Origin of the sequence: Tardiphaga sp. OK245, assembly GCF_900108575.1 — a bacterium.
Taxonomy (GTDB): domain Bacteria; phylum Pseudomonadota; class Alphaproteobacteria; order Rhizobiales; family Xanthobacteraceae; genus Tardiphaga; species Tardiphaga robiniae.
Map to the genome: position 1 here is coordinate 1,198,777 of NZ_FNWZ01000001.1, position 20,758 is coordinate 1,219,534.

Annotated in this window: 15 protein-coding genes and 1 pseudogene; 5 read left to right on the plus strand and 11 right to left on the minus strand. The window is 61.8% G+C overall.

Annotation, left to right across the window (positions count from 1 at the left end):
* Positions 1-5: 5 nt before the first annotated feature.
* Both BLW80_RS05495 and BLW80_RS05500 read right to left on the minus strand, forming a co-directional pair.
* On the minus strand, positions 6-1,214 hold the full coding sequence (locus BLW80_RS05495) for an NnrS family protein (protein ID WP_093757112.1): 1,209 nt from the start codon (positions 1,212-1,214) through the stop codon (positions 6-8).
* A gap of 24 nt (positions 1,215-1,238) precedes the next feature.
* Complete coding sequence (locus BLW80_RS05500) at positions 1,239-1,682, minus strand: pseudoazurin (protein WP_093757113.1); 444 nt, start codon at positions 1,680-1,682, stop codon at positions 1,239-1,241.
* Positions 1,683-1,835: 153 nt separating this feature from the next.
* On the opposite strand from BLW80_RS05500, the pseudogene BLW80_RS05505 reads away from it, so the two are divergent.
* Positions 1,836-2,541, plus strand: a pseudogene (locus BLW80_RS05505) (Crp/Fnr family transcriptional regulator).
* Positions 2,542-2,546: 5 nt separating this feature from the next.
* On the opposite strand, the gene BLW80_RS05510 reads toward BLW80_RS05505, so the two are convergent.
* Both BLW80_RS05510 and BLW80_RS05515 read right to left on the minus strand, forming a co-directional pair.
* Positions 2,547-3,881 (minus strand): ATP-binding protein, encoded by a 1,335-nt coding sequence (locus BLW80_RS05510; RefSeq protein WP_093757114.1) that lies wholly within the window; start codon positions 3,879-3,881, stop codon positions 2,547-2,549.
* A complete protein-coding gene (locus BLW80_RS05515; protein ID WP_089266246.1) occupies positions 3,878-4,543 on the minus strand; it encodes a response regulator transcription factor in 666 nt (221 codons plus the stop codon). Before BLW80_RS05515 ends, BLW80_RS05510 begins: the two co-directional genes overlap by 4 nt.
* 366 nt (positions 4,544-4,909) lie before the next feature.
* Between BLW80_RS05515 and BLW80_RS05520 the strand changes: the two genes are divergently transcribed.
* The 3 genes from BLW80_RS05520 (at position 4,910) to BLW80_RS05530 (ending at position 10,260) form a co-directional block, all read left to right on the plus strand.
* Entirely contained in the window at positions 4,910-7,216 is a 2,307-nt protein-coding gene (locus BLW80_RS05520; RefSeq protein WP_093757115.1) for a TonB-dependent receptor, read from the plus strand.
* 166 nt (positions 7,217-7,382) lie between these two features.
* On the plus strand, positions 7,383-8,399 hold the full coding sequence (locus BLW80_RS05525; protein WP_093757116.1) for a Fe(3+) ABC transporter substrate-binding protein: 1,017 nt from the start codon (positions 7,383-7,385) through the stop codon (positions 8,397-8,399).
* Between the two features lie 187 nt (positions 8,400-8,586).
* The gene (locus tag BLW80_RS05530; RefSeq protein ID WP_093757362.1) at positions 8,587-10,260 is read left to right on the plus strand and encodes an ABC transporter permease; all 1,674 of its coding nucleotides are present in this window, start codon (positions 8,587-8,589) and stop codon (positions 10,258-10,260) included.
* Positions 10,261-10,265: 5 nt separating this feature from the next.
* On the opposite strand, the gene BLW80_RS05535 is transcribed toward BLW80_RS05530, so the two are convergent.
* The 3 genes from BLW80_RS05535 to BLW80_RS05545 all read right to left on the minus strand — a co-directional run bounded on the left by BLW80_RS05535 (position 10,266) and on the right by BLW80_RS05545 (position 12,859).
* On the minus strand, positions 10,266-11,330 hold the full coding sequence (locus BLW80_RS05535; RefSeq protein WP_093757117.1) for an AI-2E family transporter: 1,065 nt from the start codon (positions 11,328-11,330) through the stop codon (positions 10,266-10,268).
* 145 nt (positions 11,331-11,475) lie between these two features.
* Complete coding sequence (locus BLW80_RS05540) at positions 11,476-12,126, minus strand: 3-oxoacid CoA-transferase subunit B (RefSeq protein WP_068728764.1); 651 nt, start codon at positions 12,124-12,126, stop codon at positions 11,476-11,478.
* A gap of 28 nt (positions 12,127-12,154) precedes the next feature.
* Positions 12,155-12,859 (minus strand): CoA transferase subunit A, encoded by a 705-nt coding sequence (locus BLW80_RS05545; protein ID WP_068728766.1) that lies wholly within the window; start codon positions 12,857-12,859, stop codon positions 12,155-12,157.
* 265 nt (positions 12,860-13,124) lie between these two features.
* Between BLW80_RS05545 and BLW80_RS05550 the strand changes: the two genes are divergently transcribed.
* Positions 13,125-15,053, plus strand: a complete 1,929-nt coding sequence (locus BLW80_RS05550; protein WP_093757118.1) for an AsmA family protein — start codon at positions 13,125-13,127, stop codon at positions 15,051-15,053.
* Positions 15,054-15,062: 9 nt separating this feature from the next.
* Here the strand turns inward: BLW80_RS05550 and BLW80_RS05555 are convergent, their stop codons facing one another.
* From BLW80_RS05555 to BLW80_RS05570, 4 genes are all read right to left on the minus strand, one after another.
* Positions 15,063-15,878 carry an ABC transporter permease gene (locus tag BLW80_RS05555; protein WP_093757119.1) on the minus strand — a complete coding sequence of 272 codons (816 nt, stop codon included), beginning with the start codon at positions 15,876-15,878 and terminating at the stop codon, positions 15,063-15,065.
* Positions 15,878-16,789 (minus strand): ABC transporter permease, encoded by a 912-nt coding sequence (locus tag BLW80_RS05560; protein WP_093757120.1) that lies wholly within the window; start codon positions 16,787-16,789, stop codon positions 15,878-15,880. Before BLW80_RS05560 ends, BLW80_RS05555 begins: the two co-directional genes overlap by 1 nt.
* The gene (locus BLW80_RS05565) at positions 16,786-17,952 is read right to left on the minus strand and encodes an ABC transporter ATP-binding protein (RefSeq protein WP_093757121.1); all 1,167 of its coding nucleotides are present in this window, start codon (positions 17,950-17,952) and stop codon (positions 16,786-16,788) included. Before BLW80_RS05565 ends, BLW80_RS05560 begins: the two co-directional genes overlap by 4 nt.
* A gap of 65 nt (positions 17,953-18,017) precedes the next feature.
* Positions 18,018-20,687 (minus strand): sensor domain-containing protein, encoded by a 2,670-nt coding sequence (locus BLW80_RS05570; protein WP_093757122.1) that lies wholly within the window; start codon positions 20,685-20,687, stop codon positions 18,018-18,020.
* Positions 20,688-20,758 lie beyond the last annotated feature (71 nt).

Genomic DNA, 20,758 nt, shown 5'->3' on the forward strand with positions numbered 1-20,758 from the left:
CCGATTTAGCGACTGAGCGCCATCGCCGCGTCGGAACGGCGTGGCTTGCGATAGCCGATCAGCAGCGGACCGAATGAGACGGCGAAGCCGATAAAGGCCGCGACCCACGTCAATGCTGCAACATGGAGCAGCGGCGGACTGTAAGCCAGCGCGATCACGGCGCCGATCCGCGCCAGTGCCGCCACGATGACGGCGGCATAGATCATCAGCGTCGTACGTGAGGCATGCAGTGCCTGGCCGGTATGACCGAGTGTTGCCCGGCTCATGACAGCCAGCGTCATGACGCCGGCCGCACCTGCCATCCATGCATGCAGGCCGGCGCTGGGCGCGACCCATCCTGCTGCCGCTGCGGCATTCAGTAGAAAACCCAGCGGCACGAAAGCGTAACCAATATGCAGGATCAGCAGCAGGCCCTCGCGCGAGGTGCGATCGCCGGCCCAGCGCGCAAGACGCATGATGTGCAGCACACCGACCAGCGCGAGAGCCACTCCCGTTAGTTCGGCAAAGGGCCGCGCGATCCACAGCACCACCGCAGCGGCGCTGACGGCAATGACAACCATATCGAAACGCGCGAACGGCACTGGAAGCCGACCGGGATTCTCGCGCACCAGCCAGTTGCGGGTGAAGCTCGGAATGATCCGCCCGCCGATCAGCGAGATCAGCAACACCACGACCGCGACGCCGATCCGGATGCTGACGTCTGCGACGCCAGCAAGATGAGCTTCGACATGAAAGGCGATGTTACCGAGCAGCAGGAAGGCGACGATGCCGACCACTGGCAGATTGCGCCAGTTGCGGCCCGCCGCGATCTCGCGGGTTGCAGCGGCAGCGACCAGCGTCAGGAAACTCACATCGACCAGCATCGCCACGAGCCAGCCGGTACAGGCCGAAAACGTCAGGCAAATCCGTCCCGCGATCCAGAGGACGACCAGCCCGAGCAAGGGCAAGCCGCGGATTGGCAACCGGCCGGTCCAGTTCGGAATCGCCGTGAACAGAAAGCCGGTGACCACGGCCGACATGAAGCCGAACAGCATCTCGTGAATGTGCCAGTCGCGCGGCGCAAAACCGGTGGCCAGCGCCAGCCAGCCATGGAAGGCCGGCATCCAGACCAGAATTCCCAAGCCGGCATAACACGCACCGAGCAGGAAAAAGGGGCGGAAGCCGGCCGAGAGCAACGGCCAATCGGCGATGGAGCGAACACGAAGAAGCGTCATCGTTACTCTCCCGTTTGGGGCGTGTTACTTCGCAGCGACTTTTTCGAACAGCGCCGCGAACGCTGTCTTGGCCTTGCCGGGATGGGTCACCGCCTTGGCTTCGGCCGCGTTGGTTGGCGTACCGACCACCACCAGTCCCACCATGCCCATGCCGTAATGCGGCGCGCATTTCACGCCGTAGACGCCGGGCTTGTCGAAGGTCACCACGAGGTCCTGGCTCATCTTGCCAACGAAGGGCGTCGCATCGGCGGGTAGCATGCCTTTGACCGATTCAACGCTGTGCGCCTTGTCGGTCGACACGAATTTCACGGTATCGCCGGGCTGCACATTGACCAATGCGGGCTCGAACACCATGGCGGCCCCGTCAGCGCCCTTGTTGAGCATTTTGACCTCGACCTCCGCAGCGCCAGCGGCGCCTGTCAGAGCGAAAAGGACGGCGGCGGTTGCAGGCATAAGAGCCTCGCGCATCGTATTTCTCCGTAAACTCCGGTCATTTCAGCCGGATGCGCCAAATTAGGCCTGCCGCCCGGCCTCGACATTGCGCCAGCGCAAACTTCCACTTGATCGACGCCCGCAATCACGGTCTAGAAGTGTCCGGAACGGGAACTTGACGGAGAACACATGTCGGCGGTCGACAGCTCCATGATTGCGCATCTGCCGCTGTTCGAGAGTCTCGACACCGCAGCCTGCGAGGCGATCCTGCGCGAGGCGCATTCGATCCGCGTCCCGAAGAACAAGGTGATTTTCGAGCAGGGCGAGGACGTCCATTCGTTCTATCTGCTGCTCCATGGCCATATCCGCGCGACCAAGATGACGCCCGCCGGCGAACAGGTGATCGTGCGCTATGTCGCGACCGGCGAGATCTTTGGGATCGGTCAGGCGATGGGGCTCGCAACCTATCCGGCAACCGCAACGGCAGTGGATGACAGCGTGGTTCTGGTGTGGCCCACCACGATCTGGACGCGGCTGGTTGCCGACTATCCCGCCCTTGCCGCCAATACGCTCAGGACCGTCGGCAGCCGGTTGCAGGAGGCTCATACGCGCGTGGTCGAGATATCGACCCAGCAGGTCGAGCAGCGCGTTGCTCACGCCCTGCTGCGACTGGTGAACCAATCAGGCCGCAAGACCGCGCAAGGCATCGAGATCGATTTCCAGTTGAGCCGTCAGGATCGCTGAAATGACTGGCGCCACGGTCTTCACCGTGAGTCGCACGCTCAGCACCTGGGAACAGCGCGGGCTGATCGAAAGCAGCCGGCAGCGCATCGTGCTGCGCGAACCCGAGGCATTGCGTGCGCTCGCTGATGCCGTTCCAGGTGACGACGCATAGCGTGGTTACGCGGCTTCGAACTGCCTGACTTCGTTCGGCACTTCTCCGAGTGGGATCGAGACGGCAGCCCTGACGCCCTGAGCATCGTCGCGGTTTGCGATATCGAGGCTGAAGCCGTTACGATCCGCCGCCGTCCGGGCAATCGCCAATCCGAGCCCGGTGCCATCGATATCCATCGGCGCCGCACGGAAGAAGCGGTCGTAGAGATACGGCACGGCGGATTCCGGTATTCCGCATCCGTTGTCGATCACCTCGATGACGAAATCCGTGCCTCGGCGCACAGCCTTGATGCTGACCGCGCCGCCGGCGCGCGTGTAACGCACCGCATTGTCGAGCAGGTTCGAGACAATCAGCCGGAGATCGGCGGCGCGAACATTCAATTCATCACGCGTCCCCGGCTCGATCGCGAGTGAGACGCCCTTTGCCTCGGCGATGGACACGAAACCGGACACCACCAGCCGCACGAAGGCCTCCGCATCGACGACTTCGGCTTCGCTTTCGATGCCCGCATCGGCGCGAACCATGGTCATCAACTGGTTGACCGAATAGGAGGCCCTTCGAATCCCGTCGAGCAGGTCCTGCGCGATCTCACGTTCAGGCGCATTGAGCTCCCGTACCCGCAGATTATCGATCTGGATCTGAAGCGCCGCGAGCGGAGTCCGCAATTCATGCGCCGCATCGGACACGAAGCGACGCTGGGTCTCCAGCGCGGTCTGATGTCGCTCGATCAGCGAGTTCATGGCTGTCACAAGCGGAGCGACTTCGATCGGAACGCCTGTCAGGCTTAGCGCGTCCTTCGCATCGGCACTGCGCTGGCCGATATCAGCCGACAGCGTTCCAAGCCCGAACAGCACGCGCTTGACCGCCCACCAGATCATCAGCCATGCGATTGGAATGGCCGCGATCAACGGCACCGCAGCACCCGCGGCCGCATAGGCGGCCACTTCCTCACGCGCACTCCAGCGCTGCGCGACCTGGATCGCATGCGTCGCGTCGCGCGACCTGAACACGCGCCAGCGCTCTCCACCCGCGGTCACGTCGGCATAGCCGAGTTCCGACTGAAACGGGATATCGACCGAAGGGCCTGAACGGTGAATGGGCTGTTTCGACTGATCCCAGATCTGGATCACCAGCTGGTCTTCCAGCTCGGCATCGATCCGCGGCTCGATATCATGTCGGAACACCATACCCGCCGTAAGCGCAACCTCGTGAAGAGCGTTGTCCTGAAAGCTGTTCACCTCGTATTTGACGAAATAATAGGACGTGACGGCCGCAGCAACGCCGACCAAGATCAGCAGCCCCGTGACGTAGGTCATCACGGTCTTTCGCAACGACGTCATGCGCCCTCCTTGGTCACCATCCAGCCCGCACCGCGGACATTGCGGACGATGTCCTTGTCAAATTTCTTGCGCAGCCCGTGAATCAGCACGTCGACTGCGTTGCTCTGGACTTCCTCGCCCCAGCCGTAAATCCGGCTCTCGATCTGGCTGCGCGACAGGATTTGCCCGGGGCGTTCCATCAAAGCCTGCAGTACCGCAAATTCGCGCACCGACAGCAGATGTTTGATATCGCGGAACGTCGCCACCTGCGTCGATGGATCCAGCGTGATCTCCGCAGACGTCATCAGCGATACCACGCGACCATTGGCGCGGCGCGTGACTGCGCGGATTCGCGCGAGCAGGACCGGCAGTTCAAACGGCTTGACGATGTAATCGTCTGCGCCGAGATCGAGGCCCGCCACCATGTCGGACACGCCATCCCGCGCGGTGATGATAAGGGCCGGCGTGGTCATGCCGGCTTTTCTTTTCGCCTTGAGCACGTCCAGGCCGGACATCTTGGGCAGGCCAATGTCGATCAGAGCGACCGCATATTCCGACCGGTCCATCGCGGCGAAGCCATCGCGGCCATTGCGCGCCCAGTCGACGCTCATGCCATTCTCGCTCAGGCCGCGCACCAGCGCCTTGCCGAACATGGCATCGTCTTCGATCAGTAGAACGCGCATCATTCAATCTCGTGCCTGCAGGAACTTCGGAAGGTCAGTCAGTCAGACAACATCGGAGGCATCCCGATATTCCCTTATCCCAAGTGTCGGTGACTGCGGCGCTTACGCGCATTGCAGCGCTTGTCCAGTGACCAATCGTTTGGCGCAGGCTAGCCGCCGCTCCTCGTTTAGAACGATTACAAATTATCTAGACGCCATTGGTGCGTAGATCACACACCTTGGGCATATCCCGCGAAGTTCGATTTATTCTAAACGCCATCTAATTCACGCCTAATACTCCGAATTGCAGATGTGTCCAAGTGTTTCCGAGGAAGCACAAGGACCGCCGGCATTTGCATGAGCGGAGAATATTTCAGGGGCGTAGTAATGACTTCCAGGACTTCTATCGGGGGGCGCGGCACGGCGGCGCGCAAAGCTTTTCTGATTTCGACGAGCGCGGCGGCCATCATCGCGGCTGGATTGTGCATCGCAGAGCCGGCGATTGCGCAGAATGCGAATTCCGGCGCATCGACATTGCCGCCGGTGCAAGTCGACGCTCCCAGCGCACCGCGCGTACGCCGCGCCCAGCCGCAGCGCGCCGCATCCGGCCGCGCACGCACGCGTCCCGTCGCGCAGGCGCAACGAGTCCGTCAGCCGCCCGTCGTCAGCAATCAGGACGCCCGCACCGGTCAGGTCGGCTACATCACGCAAAGCATCTCGAGCGGTACCAAGACCAACACACCGCTCATCAATGTGCCGCAGTCGGTATCGGTGCTGACCAAGGATTTCATCAAGGATCAGGCTTTCACATCGATCGGCGAGGCCGTCCGTTATGTCCCCGGCGTCATCTATCATCAGGGCGAGTCGCATCGCGACGACCTTGTGATCCGCGGTCAGCGCAGCAATGCCGACTTCTACACCAACGGCATTCGCGACGACGTGCAGTATTTCCGCGACTTCTATAACCTCCAGCGCCTCGAGGTACTCAAGGGACCGAATGCGATGATCTTCGGCCGCGGCGGCGGCGGCGGCGTGGTCAATCGCGTTCTCAAGGAAGCCGATGGCACGACCGTCCGCGAAGTGACCGTGGGTGGCAGCTCCTATCCAGGTGGCCGCACCTCTGTCGATATCGGCCAGGCCGTGACCCAGGACCTCGCAGTACGCTTCAACGCCTTTTACGAGAACACCGACAGCTATCGCGACTTCGTCAATCTCGAACGTTACGGCTTCAATCCAACAGTCACCTTTGCGCCGAACGACACAACAAAGGTCAAGCTCAGCTACGAATATCTGCACGACAACCGCACCGTCGACCGCGGCATTCCCTCGCAGCTCCGCCCCGGCGGCGCGCTACCGCAATTCGCCTACAACACCGCCTCCTCGACCTATTTTGGCAATCCAAATGCGAGCTACGCAGTTGCCGACGTCAACATCGCCAATGCCGTGATCGAGCATGATTTCGAGAACGGACTGACGGTAAAGAACTCATCGCAATTCGCGGACTACCGGAAATTCTATCAAAACGTCTATCCGGGCGGCGCGGTGAACATCGCCGGTACCTCGATCAATCTCAGCGCCTATAACAACGAGACCGATCGCCAGAATCTGTTTAACCAGACGGACTTCACCTACCGCGTGAACACCGGCCCGGTCCGCCACACCGTAGTGTTCGGCGGCGAAGTCGGCAATCAGAGCGGCCTTGCTTTCCGGAATAGCGGCTATTTCAACGGCGACACGACGCAGACCAGCCTACCTGTAGATCCCCGAAGCCCGACGCGTATTTCCCCCGTCGCCTTCCGGAACACCGCGACAGACGCCAACAACACCTACAATCTGAACCTCGGCGCCCTCTATGTTCAGGACCAGATCGAGATTACCCGCTATCTGCAGCTGATCGGCGGCCTGCGCTTCGATCACTTCGATCTGTCGTCGCGCGATCGCCGTACCGGCGCGATCCAGACCCGTACCGACGACCTTGTATCGCCGCGCGCCGGCATAATCGTGAAGCCGGTCGACAACGTCTCGGTCTATTACAGCTATGCAGTATCCTACTTGCCGAGCTCGGGTGACCAGTTCAGCACGCTCTCACCAGGCCTCGTGATCGCCGAGCCTGAGAAGTTCGTGAACAACGAAGTCGGATTGAAGTGGGATATTCATCCGCGCCTGCAATTCGCTACTGCAGTCTACGACCTGAACCGGACCAACCAGCGTCTGGCTGATCCGAACAATGCTGGCTTCTTCATCACAAGCGGCGCCACCAAGACCCGCGGCTTCGAAGCCTCATTGGCCGGTTACATCACCGATGCGTGGCAGGTGACGGGTGGCTACGCCTATACGGACGCCCAGATCACAGGTGCGAACTCGACGACAGTACTGCCCGGCAACCGCGTTGGGCTCGTGCCGCTCAATACCTTCTCGCTGTGGAACAAGTACCAGTTCACCCCGCAATGGGCCGCGGCCGTCGGTGTGATCCACTACACCAATTTCTATGCGTCATCCGACAACACCGTCCTGCTTCCAGAATGGACCCGTGTCGACATGGCCGTGTTCTTCAAGCTGAACGAGATGTGGCGCGCACAGCTGAACATCGAGAACCTGTTCGATCGTGGTTATTTCGCCACGGCTGACGGCAACAACAACATTACGCCCGGCTCGCCGCGCGTGTTCAGACTGTCGGCAACAGCCAATTTCTGAGACTAAGCATCGCGGGCCGCAGGTAAGCCGTTGCTTATCTGCGGCCCACTTTCGAATCTGGAATCAATCTAATCTTTTGTCACGCGACGTTCAGTCACTGACATTCGAACGCCCACTGCGCTACTCCACCTGACATTGTAGATACGCCCCTTGCCGGAGCCATTTCATGATCAAGCATCACGCCCTCGCCACCGCCGTCGTCTTCGCCGCCCTCGGTGCTTCTGCGCTGCAGGCCGCCGAAGAGGTCAATGTCTATACCTATCGCGAGACCAAGCTCGTGCAGCCGATCTTCGAGGCCTTCACCAAGGACACCGGTGTGAAGGTCAATGTGATCTCGGCGAGCTCGGGCCTCGAGCAACGCATGAAGGCCGAAGGCGCCAACAGCCCGGCAGACGTGCTGCTGACGGTAGATATCGGCCGCATCGACGAGGCCGTGCAGGCGGGCGTGACGCAGCCGATGAAATCCGAGGTGATCGAGAAGGTCGTGCCGGCCCAATATCGCGACCCCGACGGCCACTGGGCCGGCATCTCCATGCGCGCCCGCGTGATCTATGCGTCGAAGGATCGCGTCAAGCAGGACGCCATCACCTATGAGGAACTGGCCGATCCGAAGTGGAAGGGCAAGATCTGCATCCGCTCCGGCCAGCACATCTACAATAACGGGCTGTTCGCCGCCTATGTCGCCAAGCACGGCGAGGCCAAGGCCGAAGAATGGCTGCGCGGCGTCAAGGCCAATCTGGCGCAGAAGCCCTCGGGCGGCGACCGCGAGACCGCCCGTGACGTCGCGGCCGGCAAATGCGATCTCGGTATCGGCAACACCTATTACTGGGCGCTGATGATGAATGCCGATCCCGACAAGAAGCCATGGGCCGAAGCCACCAAGGTGATCCTGCCGACTTTCGAAGGCGGCGGCACCCATGTGAACTTGTCCGGCGTGCTGCTGGCCAAACATGCGCCGAACAAGGCCAATGCCATGAAGCTGATCGAATGGCTCGCCGGCGAGCATGCCCAGCAGGTCTATGCCGACGCCAATTACGAATATCCCGTGCGCGCCGGCATCACGATCAATCCGACCATCGCGGGCTATGGCAAGCTCAATGCCGACCCGATGCCCATCGCCAAGATTGCCGCCAACCGCAAAGCCGCGTCGACGCTGGTGGACAAGGTCGGGTTTGATAATTGAGCCCGGCTATTGCTCCGTAGGCTGCGATGATGCACAGCCTATCAGTATGTTGTCCCCGCCCTGTGTGCCTGCAGCGCACACGGGGCGGGGACCCATACGCACCGAACTCTCGGTAGGGCGCTGTGGCTACGGCAATTTCTGACTTACTTCTCCTTGGGGTATGGATCCCCGCCTTCGCGGGGATGACATGCGGAGAGTGCCCACGTGGGCATGCACGCCCGTGAGGCCTTCCCGCACCGAAGCGCTCGCGATTCTCGTCGCAGTTGCCACCGCGCTCCTCGTGGCAGCGCCCGTGATCAGCATCGCATTACTCGCGCTGCAGCCGGAGCCTGAGCTTTGGCAGCATCTGATTGCCTATGTATTACCGCAAGCGCTGCGCGACACCGCAGCCCTCCTGATCGGCGTCGGTATCGTTACGCTCACGGTCGGTGCCGGCACCGCATGGCTGGTCTCGGCGCACGATTTCCCCGGCCGCACGCTCATGCTCTGGCTCTTGCCGCTGCCGCTGGCGATTCCGACCTATCTCGCCGCTTACGTCTATGTGGACCTGTTCGAGCCACTGGGCCTCGTCCATCGCGCATTGGCAACGGCAATGTCGTTGCCCGGCGCGATCGGGTGGCTGCCGAGCCTGCGTTCGTTGCCCGGCGCCATCTTCGTGATCGGCATCGTGTTGTATCCCTACGTCTATCTCTCGGCCCGCGCGATGTTCCAGCATCGCAGCGCCGATTTTGCTGAAGCCGCGAAGATACTCGGTGCGGATCGCTGGACGACGTTCCGCCGTGTCTCGCTACCGATGGCGCGCCCCGCCCTCGCTGTGGGCCTCGCACTGGTATCGCTGGAAACGCTGAATGACATCGGCGCCAGTGAATATCTGGGCATTCGCACGCTCACCGTCTCGGTTTTCACGACCTGGCTCAACCGCGGCAGCCTTGCAGGTGCTGCGCAGCTGTCATTGTTCATGCTCGCCATCGTCGGGGTGCTGATCACCATCGAGCGCTTCGGCCGCCGCGAAGGCAGCGTGGAATTCTCTTCGGAGAATCCGCGACTGGCACCGCGCACACCTTTGACAGGCGTACGCGGATGGCTTGCTTTCACCGCCTGTCTCCTCCCTGCCCTGCTCGGCTTCGCCGTGCCCTTGCTCTATCTGCTGCGTGAAAGCCTGCGCCGCGGTCTACTGTCGATGGAAACGACGGTGTGGCGCGATGCCGGCCACACCATTGCGCTGGCCGCAATTGCCACGGGAGCCGCACTGCTTCTCGGGCTTGTGGTGATCGTCGCTCAGCGCTGGCGTACTTCGCGGCTGACCAACCTGTCGGTCGCTGTCGCCCAGACCGGCTATGCGCTGCCCGGAACGGTGCTGGCGCTGGGTCTGCTGACGCCGGTGCTGTTCATCGACAATGGATTCAGCAAGCTCGCCGGATGGCTCAGTCTCGCATCGCCCGGGCTTGTCATGGTCGGCTCCGGCGCCGCCGTGGTGATCGCCTATGTGATCCGGTTCCTGGCGGTACCGACCGGTTTCATCAAGGCCGGCTTCGAGCACATCCCCGTCGATTACGACGACAGCGCCCGCGCCGCCGGCGCACCGGCAATCACCACGCTGCGCGTGATTCAACTGCCGCTATTGCGTCCGGCATTGTTCGGCGCCGTCATCGTGGTCTTTGTCGACTGCCTGAAGGAGCTGCCAGCAACGCTGTTACTGCGGCCGCTCAATGTCGAAACGCTCGCGACATCGATCTATCAATATGCCAGTCGGGGCAGTTTCGAGGAAGGCGCTCTCGCCGCTCTGCTGATCGTCGCTGCGAGCATCGGCCCGGTGGTCTGGCTGACACGCTTTGCAGATGTGCCGCAGGGGCCGGTGTAGCGCGCTTACGCGATCGGGACCTGACCGCTTTTGCGTGACTCCGCAAAGATCGCCCAGGCCGCCACGAACATCGCCGCAATCACGGGACCGACGACGAAGCCATTGAGGCCCAGCGCATCGATGCCCCCGAGCGTCGCGATCAGCACCAGATAGTCCGGCAGCTTTGTGTCCTTGCCGACCAGCATCGGGCGCAGGATGTTGTCGACCAGACCGATGACGAGAAATCCATAGGCGATCAGGATCACACCCTGAACGACCGAGCCCGTCGCAAGCAGATAGAGCGCGACCGGCATCCAGACGAGGCCAGCACCCACCGCCGGCAACAGCGACAAGAACGCCATCAGCACGGCCCACAGCAACGCAGCATTGATGCCAAGGATCCAGAAGATCAGCCCGCCGAGCGCGCCCTGCGCCAGCGCGACCAGAATGCCGCCCTTCACCGTGGCGCGGATCACCACCGTGAACTTCTCCATCAGATCGTCACGCAACTCCGGCCGCAGCGGAATCGCATTCTTCACACGCTGCGACAACGCCTCGCCATCCTTGAACAGGAAGAACAGCAGATAGAGCATGATGCCGAGATTGATGATGAAGTCGAACGTGCTCTGGCCGATGTTCAGCGCCTGCGATGCAAAGTACTGACTGCCTTTGACGAGGCCCTCAGTCAGCTTGTCCTGCATGCCGCCGAGATTGGCAACGCCGAAACGATCCAGCAGTCCCTTGGCCCATTGCGGGACGGCATCGAGTATCTGCTGCAGAAACGTGCCGAGATTGAATTGGCCCGACTTCATCTTGCCGACAACGACGGCCGCTTCCTGCGCCAGCGATGCGCCAACCAATGTCAGCGGCAAGATCACGATCAGCACGATCAATCCCACCGTGAGCAAGGCGGCCGAGTTTGGATGCTTTGGCATCCGGCGCTCCAGCCGCCGATGCATCGGCGCGAACATGATCGCGATGACCACGCCCCACAGGATCGCGCTGTAGAACGAGCTCATGATCCAGCCGAAGGCCAACGTGACCACGACGATCAGAAGCAGGAAGAAACGGTCTTCGAGACTGGCGCGCATGTCGGCTTCCTAGAGCATGACCCGGAAAAGTGGCAACCGGTTTTCCGAATGATCATGCTCAACTAAAGAGATGAAAAGGCAGATACTAACACGAATGCCCGGCACGGGGCCGGGCATCATGTCAACGTTCGGAGCGCGCAATCGTTCAGGTGTTGGTCAGCGCGACCCGGAATTCAGCTTCGGTATTGGCCTTCACCTCATCGAGCGTCACGCCATCGGCGAGTTCGATCAGGGCCATGCCGTCATTGCCGTGCTTGTCGATGGTGAACACCGCCAGATCGGTGACGACCATGTCGACGACGCGCTCACCGGTCAGCGGCAGGTTGCAGCTCTTCAGCAACTTGGCGCCGTCCTTGGCCGAATGCTCCATCACGACGACGACGCGCTTGACGCCGGCGACGAGGTCCATCGCGCCGCCCATGCCCTTCACCATCTTGCCTGGGATCATCCAGTTGGCGAGGTCGCCATTCTGGGCCACCTGCATGGCGCCAAGGATCGACAGATCGATATGGCCGCCACGGACCATGCCGAACGAATCCGCCGACGAGAAATAGCTGGTCTCCGGCAGTTCGGTGACGGTCTGCTTGCCGGCATTGATGAGGTCCGGATCTTCGTCGCCCTCATAGGGGAAAGGACCCATGCCGAGCATGCCGTTCTCGCTCTGCAGCTGAACGTCGACACCTTCGGGAATGTAGTTCGACACCAGCGTCGGAATACCGATGCCGAGATTGACGTAATATCCGTCGCGCAGTTCTTTAGCCGCGCGCGCTGCCATTTGATCACGGGTCCAAGCCATCGTTCTCTCCTGTTTTTGCTTTTGGCGGTTACGCGGGACGCTGACGCGAGGTAACTTTTTCGATCCGCTTCTTGCCGGTACCGACCTCGACAATGCGCTTCACAAAAATGCCGGGGGTGTGAATGTGATCCGGGTCGATCTCGCCGGCCGGCACCAGATGCTCGACTTCGGCAATGGTGATCTTGGCGGCGGTCGCCATCATCGGGTTAAAGTTCCGGGCGGTCTTGCGATAGACGAGATTGCCGGCGGTATCGCCCTTCCAGGCGTGCACGATGGCAATGTCGGCGAACAGACCACGCTCGAGCATGTAGGTCTCGCCATTGAATTCCATGGTCGGCTTGCCTTCCGAGATCAGCGTGCCGACGCCGGTCTTGGTGTAAAAGCCGGGAATGCCGGCGCCGCCGGCGCGGATGCGCTCGGCCAAGGTGCCCTGCGGGGAGAATTCGAGTTCCAGTTCGCCGGCCAGATACTGCTGGGCGAACAGCTTGTTCTCGCCGACATAGGACGAGATCATCTTCTTGATCTGGCGGGTTTCCAGCAGGCGAGACAGGCCGATGCCGTCAACGCCGGCGTTATTGGACACCACGGTGAGGTCCTTGACCCCGGAATCGCGCAAGGCGTCCGACAGGTCCTCGGCAATGCCGCAGAGGCCGAAGCCGCCGGACATGATCATCATGCCGTCCTTGAGAATGCCATCGAGTGCCGATTTGGCGTCGGGGTAGACCTTGTTCATGGGAATCGACCTGATGCAGGAATGCGCTGAGAACCCAGCGGGCGCGGGCGGCTATGTCGTGGATTATTAGGCGGAAACTCCGCGGCAGGTCAATCGCGGGGGACTGCGACCCCATCACCCCCGCTATGGCCTTGAAAGCGTCAAGAAAACCCTTCAAATTGAGGACCTTGGACGTGGGCGCACATGGATGCCGCCCCGCTATGTGTGACCACCAACCAACCCGGATAGTTCATTGACGAGTGCCCAAGGAATAAGACGCCTGGGGATGCCGATTGCGGCGCTCCTGGGTGTTGCAGTGATCGGGCTGTTTGCCATGTCGTGGTTGCTTAACCGCGATACGCTGCGTCATGCCGTGGAGGCCCAGATCCGCGCCGTGACTGGGCTGGATTTCGTCGTCAACGGCGCGGTGGATGTCTCGGTCTTTCCAGGCAGCTATGTCTCGTTTCATGATGTCGGCCTGAAAGGCGGCGGCTCGATCGATCCTGCTCTCACCGTCGATGTGCTGACGGCCAATCTGCGGCTGCTGCCGCTGCTGCTGCAGCGCTTCGAGATCGCCGACATGATGATGCTGCGGCCACGTATCCGCGTGATCCGCGAGGCCTCCGGCGAAAGCAACTGGACGCCATTCATCGAGTCCATCGCCCGCACCATGAGGCCGGGCGCTGAACAGCCACTATCCTTCTCCGAGATCCGGATTCAAGACGGCGTGCTGCACTATCAGGACCCGTACAACACCGAGCGTCTCGGCGACATCGACCTGTCGCTCGCCTGGCCATCGATCTCGCGCTCATTCGCTGCAACAGGCCAGTTCGACTGGCGCGGCGAGCGCATCGACGGCAGCCTCAGCGTCAGCGACTTCATTGCGGCACTGTCCGGCGAACGCTCAGGCGTGAAGGCCCGCATCGCCGGTGCGCCGATCAAGCTCGCATTCGACGGTACTGTTGCCAACCGCGCCAGCCTCGTCATGGAGGGCACGCTCACCGCCGACAGCTTGTCGCTGCGCAATGCGCTGCGCTGGGTCGGTCAGGCACCGCCCGGCTCCGGCGGTTTCGGCCGCTTTGCCCTGAAAGCGCGTGCCAGCCTGGTGGGCCCGTCGATCGCGCTGACCAACGTCAATGTCGAACTCGACGGCAACAGCGCCGAAGGCGTCATGACCTACAGCAACACCGGCCGTCAGACGCTGCAGGCCACCCTGGCTGCCGGCGCACTCGACTTCACGCCCTATGTGTCTACCGTGCGACTTCTGGCCTCCGGCGCCCGTGACTGGAACCGGCAGTTGTTCGATCTGAACGCGCTGTCCACCACGGATCTCGACATGCGCCTGTCGGCCGCCAAGGTCACAGTTGGCTCCTCAGTGCTCGGCCGCACCGCGCTCGGCGCCAACCTGCGCGGCGGCACACTGGCGCTGTCGGTGGGTGAAGCGCAGATGTATGGCGGCATCGTCCGTGGTTCGTTCAATGTTGCCCATTCCGATGCCGTGGCCGATGTGAAGGCCCAGTTCCAGTTCAGCGATGTCGACCTGCAGGCCTGTGCCAGTGATCTGTTCGGCGTCAACAAGCTCACCGGCCGCGGCAATCTCAGCATGATGCTGGAGGCCTCGGGCTCATCGCCCTTCGGTCTCGCGCAATCGCTTGACGGCACCGCGACGCTGACCGGTCATGACGGCGCCATCAGCGGCTTCAACGTCGAACAGCTTTTGAAAAGGCTGGAGCGACGTCCGCTGTCCGGCGCCGGCAATTTCCGCTCGGGTTCGACACCGTTCAACACGCTCAACATGTCCGTGAAATTCAACGACGGCATCGCCACCGCGCAGGATATCCGTATCGATGGTCCCGCTGCGAAACTGACGCTGACCGGTACCGCGTCGGTGCCGGCGCGCGAATATGATTTCAAGGGCATTGCCAGTCTCAATCCGGCAACCAACGGCACCGGCGGCTTCGAGTTGCCTTTTGTGATCCAAGGCCCGTGGGACGATCCGCTGATCTTCCCAGATCCAGAAAGCCTGATCCGCCGGTCGCCGGGCGCGGCGCCTTTGCTGGATGCGGTGAAGGATCGCAAGACCCGCGACGCCGTACGCTCGGTGATCGAGCGCTTTACGGGCGTGCCGAAGCAGGCGCCGATAGCAGAGCCGGATAAGCCCGCCGATGCACCTGCGGCGGCAGCACCTGCGGATGCAGCACCAAAGGCGAACTAACTTTTTGCCTTACAACGGCGCGGCGCTTTCGCCGCGGGCGCTCGACAGTTTCGACACCAGCGATGCCAGCACGATAACGACGGCGATGAAACCGACGATCAGCGTGCAGATGGCGTTGATCTCCGGTTTCACGCCAAGACGCACTTCCGAATAGATCCTGATCGGTAGCGTCGCCGAACCCGGCCCGGTCGTAAAACTCGCGATGACGAGGTCGTCGAGCGACAGCGTGAAGGCCAGCATCCAGCCGGCGGCAATGGCCGGCCAGATCAGCGGCAACGTGACGGCTATAAATGCGCGGAGCGGATCGCGGCCGAGATCCATCGCCGCTTCCTCGAGGCTGCGATCAATCCCCGCGAGGCGCGATTGCACCACGACGGCGACGAAGCACATGGTGAGTGTGGTGTGTGCGATGGTCACCGTGACAAAGCCGCGCCCGGCATCCAGCGCCACGAACAGCAGCAGCAGTGACAGGCCGGTGATCACCTCGGGCATCACCAGCGGCGCATAGAGCATCCCGGACATCAGCATTCGGCCGCGAAATCCCGCGCCACGCGTCAACGCTATCGCGGCCAAAGTGCCGAGCAGCGTTGCCAGTGTTGCTGACATGACACCCACGCGAAGGCTCATCCAGGCAGCATCGAGCATCGCACGGTCATTGAAGAATTCGGTGTACCAGCGCGTCGACCAGCCGCCCCACACGGTCACGAGGCGAGACGCGTTGAACGAATAGATGACCAGAATGACGATCGGCAGATAGAGAAACGCCAGGCCGAGCACCAGCGACGTGACATTGAAGCGCGACAGGCGGAGCGGATGCACGGCCATCAGCGCGCCTCCAGCTGCCGGCGCTGCAGCCGGTCATAGACCAATAACGGGATCAACAGCAGCCCGAGCAACACGATGGCGGTGGCAGAGGCGACCGGCCAATCCTTGTTGGTGAAGAATTCGAGCCACAGCGTCTGGCCGATCATCAGCGAATTCGATCCGGCGAGCAGATCGGGAATGACAAATTCGCCCATGATCGGAATGAAGCAGAGCAGTGCCCCGGCGCCGACGCCACGCAGCGACAAGGGAACCGTCACCAGCCAGAAGGCGTCGATGCGCGAGACGCCGAGATCGGCGGCGGCCTCGATCAGCGACGGGTCCTGCTTCGCCAGCGTGGCATAGAGCGGCAGGATCATGAAAGGCAGATAGGAATAGACGATGCCGAGATACATCGCACTGTCGGTGGAGAGCCACACGATTGGCGTCGATACGACGTGCAGCGCAAGAAGGACCTTATTGAGCAAGCCGTCATGCTGCAGGATGTTGATCCAGGCATAGATGCGGATCAGGAACGAGGTCCAGAACGGCACGATCACCAGCATCATCGCAATGCCCTGCCAGCGTCGCGGCAAACGCGCCATGCCATAGGCGATGGGATAACCGACCGCGAGCAAGATCAGGGTCGACACGACGGCGACGAGGACACTGCGCAGATAGGACGCAAGATAGAGATTGTCGGAAACGAGCAGCCGGAAATTATCCAGCGACAGCGCGATAAACGACGCCTTTAGCCCGGCGATTCCTTCGGACAGACCGAACACCGGCAGATAAGGCGGCTGCGCAATCGCCGTCTGCGACAGGCTGATCTTCAGCACGAAACCGAACGGCACCAGAAAGAACAGCATCATCCAGACATAGGGCGGGATGGCAGCGAGCCGCGCCGGCGCCGTGAAGATGCGGCGCGCGCTCATTGAACCAGCACCACGCAATCATCGGGGGCAAACCATGCCGCAACGCGCTCGCCGATCGAATAGGCATCGACATCGAGCCGCGCCGTATTGGCGAGAGCGACCCGCAATGTGGCTCCACGGTCGAGCTTCACTTTGTAGAGCGAGCGACCGCCGAGATAGCCGACGTCGGAAATGACACCCTCAAGGCTGTTCATGGCGCCGCTATTGATGAGGTCCGTTGCCGGCCCGCGACGCGACAACCGGATCTTCTCCGGGCGGATCGCAACGCAGATGACCGCATCGTCGACAGGCTGTCGCGGCTCGATCGCAAACAGGGTTCCTACATCGCGGCCTGCAATGGTCAGGCGATGACTGTCGCGGTGCGTGATGCCACCCTCGATGATGTTGATGTCACCGACGAACTCCGCGATCCAGCGCGATGCCGGCGCCTCATAGAGCTGTCGCGGTGTCGCGACCTGTTGCAGGCGACCTTCATTCATGACGCCGATGCGGTCGGCCATGGTCATCGCCTCCTCCTGATCGTGGGTGACGATCACGAAGGTGGTCCCAAGCTGGCGCTGCAGCGCCATCAACTCGACCTGGGTTTCCTCGCGCAGCTTCTTGTCGAGAGCTGCCAGCGGCTCATCGAGCAGCAACAATTGCGGATGCCGCGCCAGCGCCCGGGCGAGCGCCACGCGTTGTTTCTGGCCACCCGACAATTGATCCGGCCGGCGTTTCTCCAGTCCCTGGAGCTTGACCAGCGCCACCATCTCGGCAACCCGCGTATCGATGCCGAGACGCGTCAGGCCAGCGCTCTTGAGACCGAAACCGATATTGTCGCGCACGTTGAGATGCGGAAACAGCGCGTAGTTCTGGAACATCATGTTGACGGGCCGCTGATGCGGCAAGACCGCGGCGATATCCTCGCCGTTCAACTCGATCTTGCCCGTGTCCGGCGCTTCGAAACCAGCCAGCATGCGCAGTAACGTGGTCTTGCCACAGCCGCTCGGGCCAAGCAGCGCGAAGAATTCACCGGCCTTGATGTCCAAAGAGAGATTGTCCACTGCGCTATGCGCGCCGAATTTCTTGGTGACGCCGTCGATCCGCAGCAAGGGCGTGGGATAGGCGATGACCGGCGCATCGCTGGCCGCCGGATCCGCGACTGTCGCAGTGAGATTCGTCATAACCGCAAGCTAGCCGCGGAACGCCGCGGGCTCAACAACATCAGCACTTCGCAACGGCCTGTCGCTCAACCGACCATGCGCGCGACGGGCGCAGCGGCGGCAATCCGTCCGACCAGCGCAGCATATTGCGCAATCGGGGCAGGACGCCCGATGAAGTAGCCTTGTACGCCGTCGCAGCCTTCGCTGGCGAGGAAGCAGAGTTGCTCGTGGGTCTCGACGCCTTCCGCAACGATCGCGACGTCGAGGCCATGGCCCAGCCCGATGACCGCGCGCACGATGGCAGCGGACTGCGGATTGAGCCCCAGATTGATCACGAAAGCGCGGTCGATCTTGATCTTGTCGAACGGGAATGCCTGCAGATAGGTCAGTGAGGAATAGCCGGAGCCGAAGTCGTCCATCGAGATGCGCACGCCGAGCGCCTTCAACCGCCGCAGCAACGCGACGCCGCGATCGAAATCCTCGATCAGCACACCCTCGGTGATTTCCAGCTCAAGGCGACCGGGCTGCAGGCCGGTTTCGAGCAGGATCGAATGCACGAGGCCGACGAGATCACCATGCATGAACTGCGCGGGCGACAGGTTGACCGCGATCTGCAGCGGGACCGGCCATGAGGCCGCCTCAAGGCAGGCCTGACGCAGGATCCACTCACCCATCTCGACGATCAGGCCACTTTCTTCGGCCAACGGAATGAAGTCTCCGGGCGGCACGAAACCGCGCGTCGGATGAATCCACCGCGCCAACGCCTCGAAGCCCGTAATGTCGGCATCGACCACGGTCTGGCCGGCGCGTGCCTGGGGCTGGTAGTGCAGCGACAATTCGCCATTGCGGATCGCGGCCGAGAGGTCCTGATGCAGCACGCGGCGATCGCGCAGTTGCTGGTCCATTTGCGGCTCGAAGATGCTGATCGAACCGCGCGACTGCGACTTGGCACGGAACAGCGCCGCGCCGGAATTCGCCAGCAACGCGGCCGGGTCATGGCCGTCGCGCGGGAACAGCGAGATGCCCGTGGTGACGCCTGTACGCACCGATTTGCCCTCGATCGGGAATTCCTCCGCAAGGGCCGCGGAGATCCGCTCTGCGATCAACAGCCCGGCCGCGGGCTGCGCGCCATCGATGATCACGCCGAACTCGTCACCGCCGAGCCGCGCCACAACCCCGCCGCCCACGGCTGCATCGACACGACGCGACACTTCGATCAGCAGCTTGTCACCGATGGCGTGACCGAAGACATCGTTGACCTCCTTCAGGCCGTCGAGATCGATCGACAGCACCGCGAATTCCTCGGAGGTCTCGCCGCAGGCATCGATCATCTGCGACAGAGCCTGCAGGAAGGCCGGGCGGTTCGGTAGATCGGTCAGACCGTCGTGATAGGCCATATGCGCCATCCGCGCCTCGGTCTGGCGGCGGTCGGTGACATCTTCGTGGGTCTTGATCAGATATTGCGGCTCGCCAGCTTCGTCGAGCACGGTGACCCGCCGGGTCAGGAACAGCCGCAATCCGTCGCGCGTGCTGATCGGATGCTCTTCCGCAATCGGTGTTCGGCCCCTGATCGCGGCCTGATCCCGGCTGACGATCAGCTTCGCTTCTTCCGGGCGAAGCATTTCGGGAACGGTCAGACCGATAGCGTCTTCGCGCTTGCGACCCAAAATGACCTCTGCGCCGCGGTTGGCGAACAGATAACGACCGGTGCTGATCTGTTGCACCATTAGCGACACAGGAATGTTGTCGAGCACGGTCTCAAGGAATTTCTTGGCGTTCTCCAGTTCCTTGGACAGCGACTTGCGGTCGGTCACATCCTCGAACAGCGCAATCAGAAATGCCGGCTCATTGCGTTCGTTAAAGGCAATCACGCGATTGCTATCCAGCGTGCGGAGGTCTGAGCCAATCTCCACATTGAACTCGCTGCGACACTGACTGCGCGTTTCCACTGCCAGGGCATCGGCTTCGGCAATCGCTTTCGCAGACTGTGCGGAGAATATCTGATCCGGTCGCTTGCCGACGATCTTATCGCGCGAGAGCCGAGAGAAGGTCTCGAAAGCCCGGTTGGCGAAGATATAGCGGCCATCGTCAATGGTCTTGGCCGCGACGCAGATCGGGACGTGATCAAGGACAGATTCGAGGAATTGCTTGGTGGTCGCAAGCTCGCGCTGCAGGAAACGCTGCTCGGTGCAGTCCTCATGAATGCCAATGGCGCCGCCATTGGGAAGCCGGCTGAACTTGACGTGAACGGATTGCCCGCCGGGCATTTCGGCAATGTACTCGCCGGCGGAAACAGTCTGCTCGTAGAAGCTCTGGGTGGCCAGATCGAGCTTGCCACGCTGGCGGCGTAACTCACGCAATTCTGGACCGGTAATATCCTTGGTGATGTCGGCGCGCGTCAGGTCGTAGATCTCAAGATAGCGATCGTTGCAAAACACGACCCGCTTCTGGTCGTCGAGCATCACGATGCCTTGGCCGAGATGATTGAGGGCAGAACCGACAAACGCATTGCGACGATGCTGCTCGCGACGCACATTGCGCAGCGCCGAGGCGACCCACAGCACAATGGCGGCGAGAAATGCCAGCGCGACAAATCCACCGATGAGGATCTGCCAGATCATTTGCGGGTCGAGTTCACTGATATAATGAACCGCCGGGGATTCTGCGTGGGCTCCGGCAATGCTGCCGAGAAGGCACGCGACTGCGATGACGGACACTGCCGCCTTGCTGTCTGATCGCCCGATCTTGCCAGTCATTACACACCCGCGTATTCGCAGCGTGAGTGTTTGGTTACAGGTATGTGGATCAGGTAAATGCGTATCGTCGC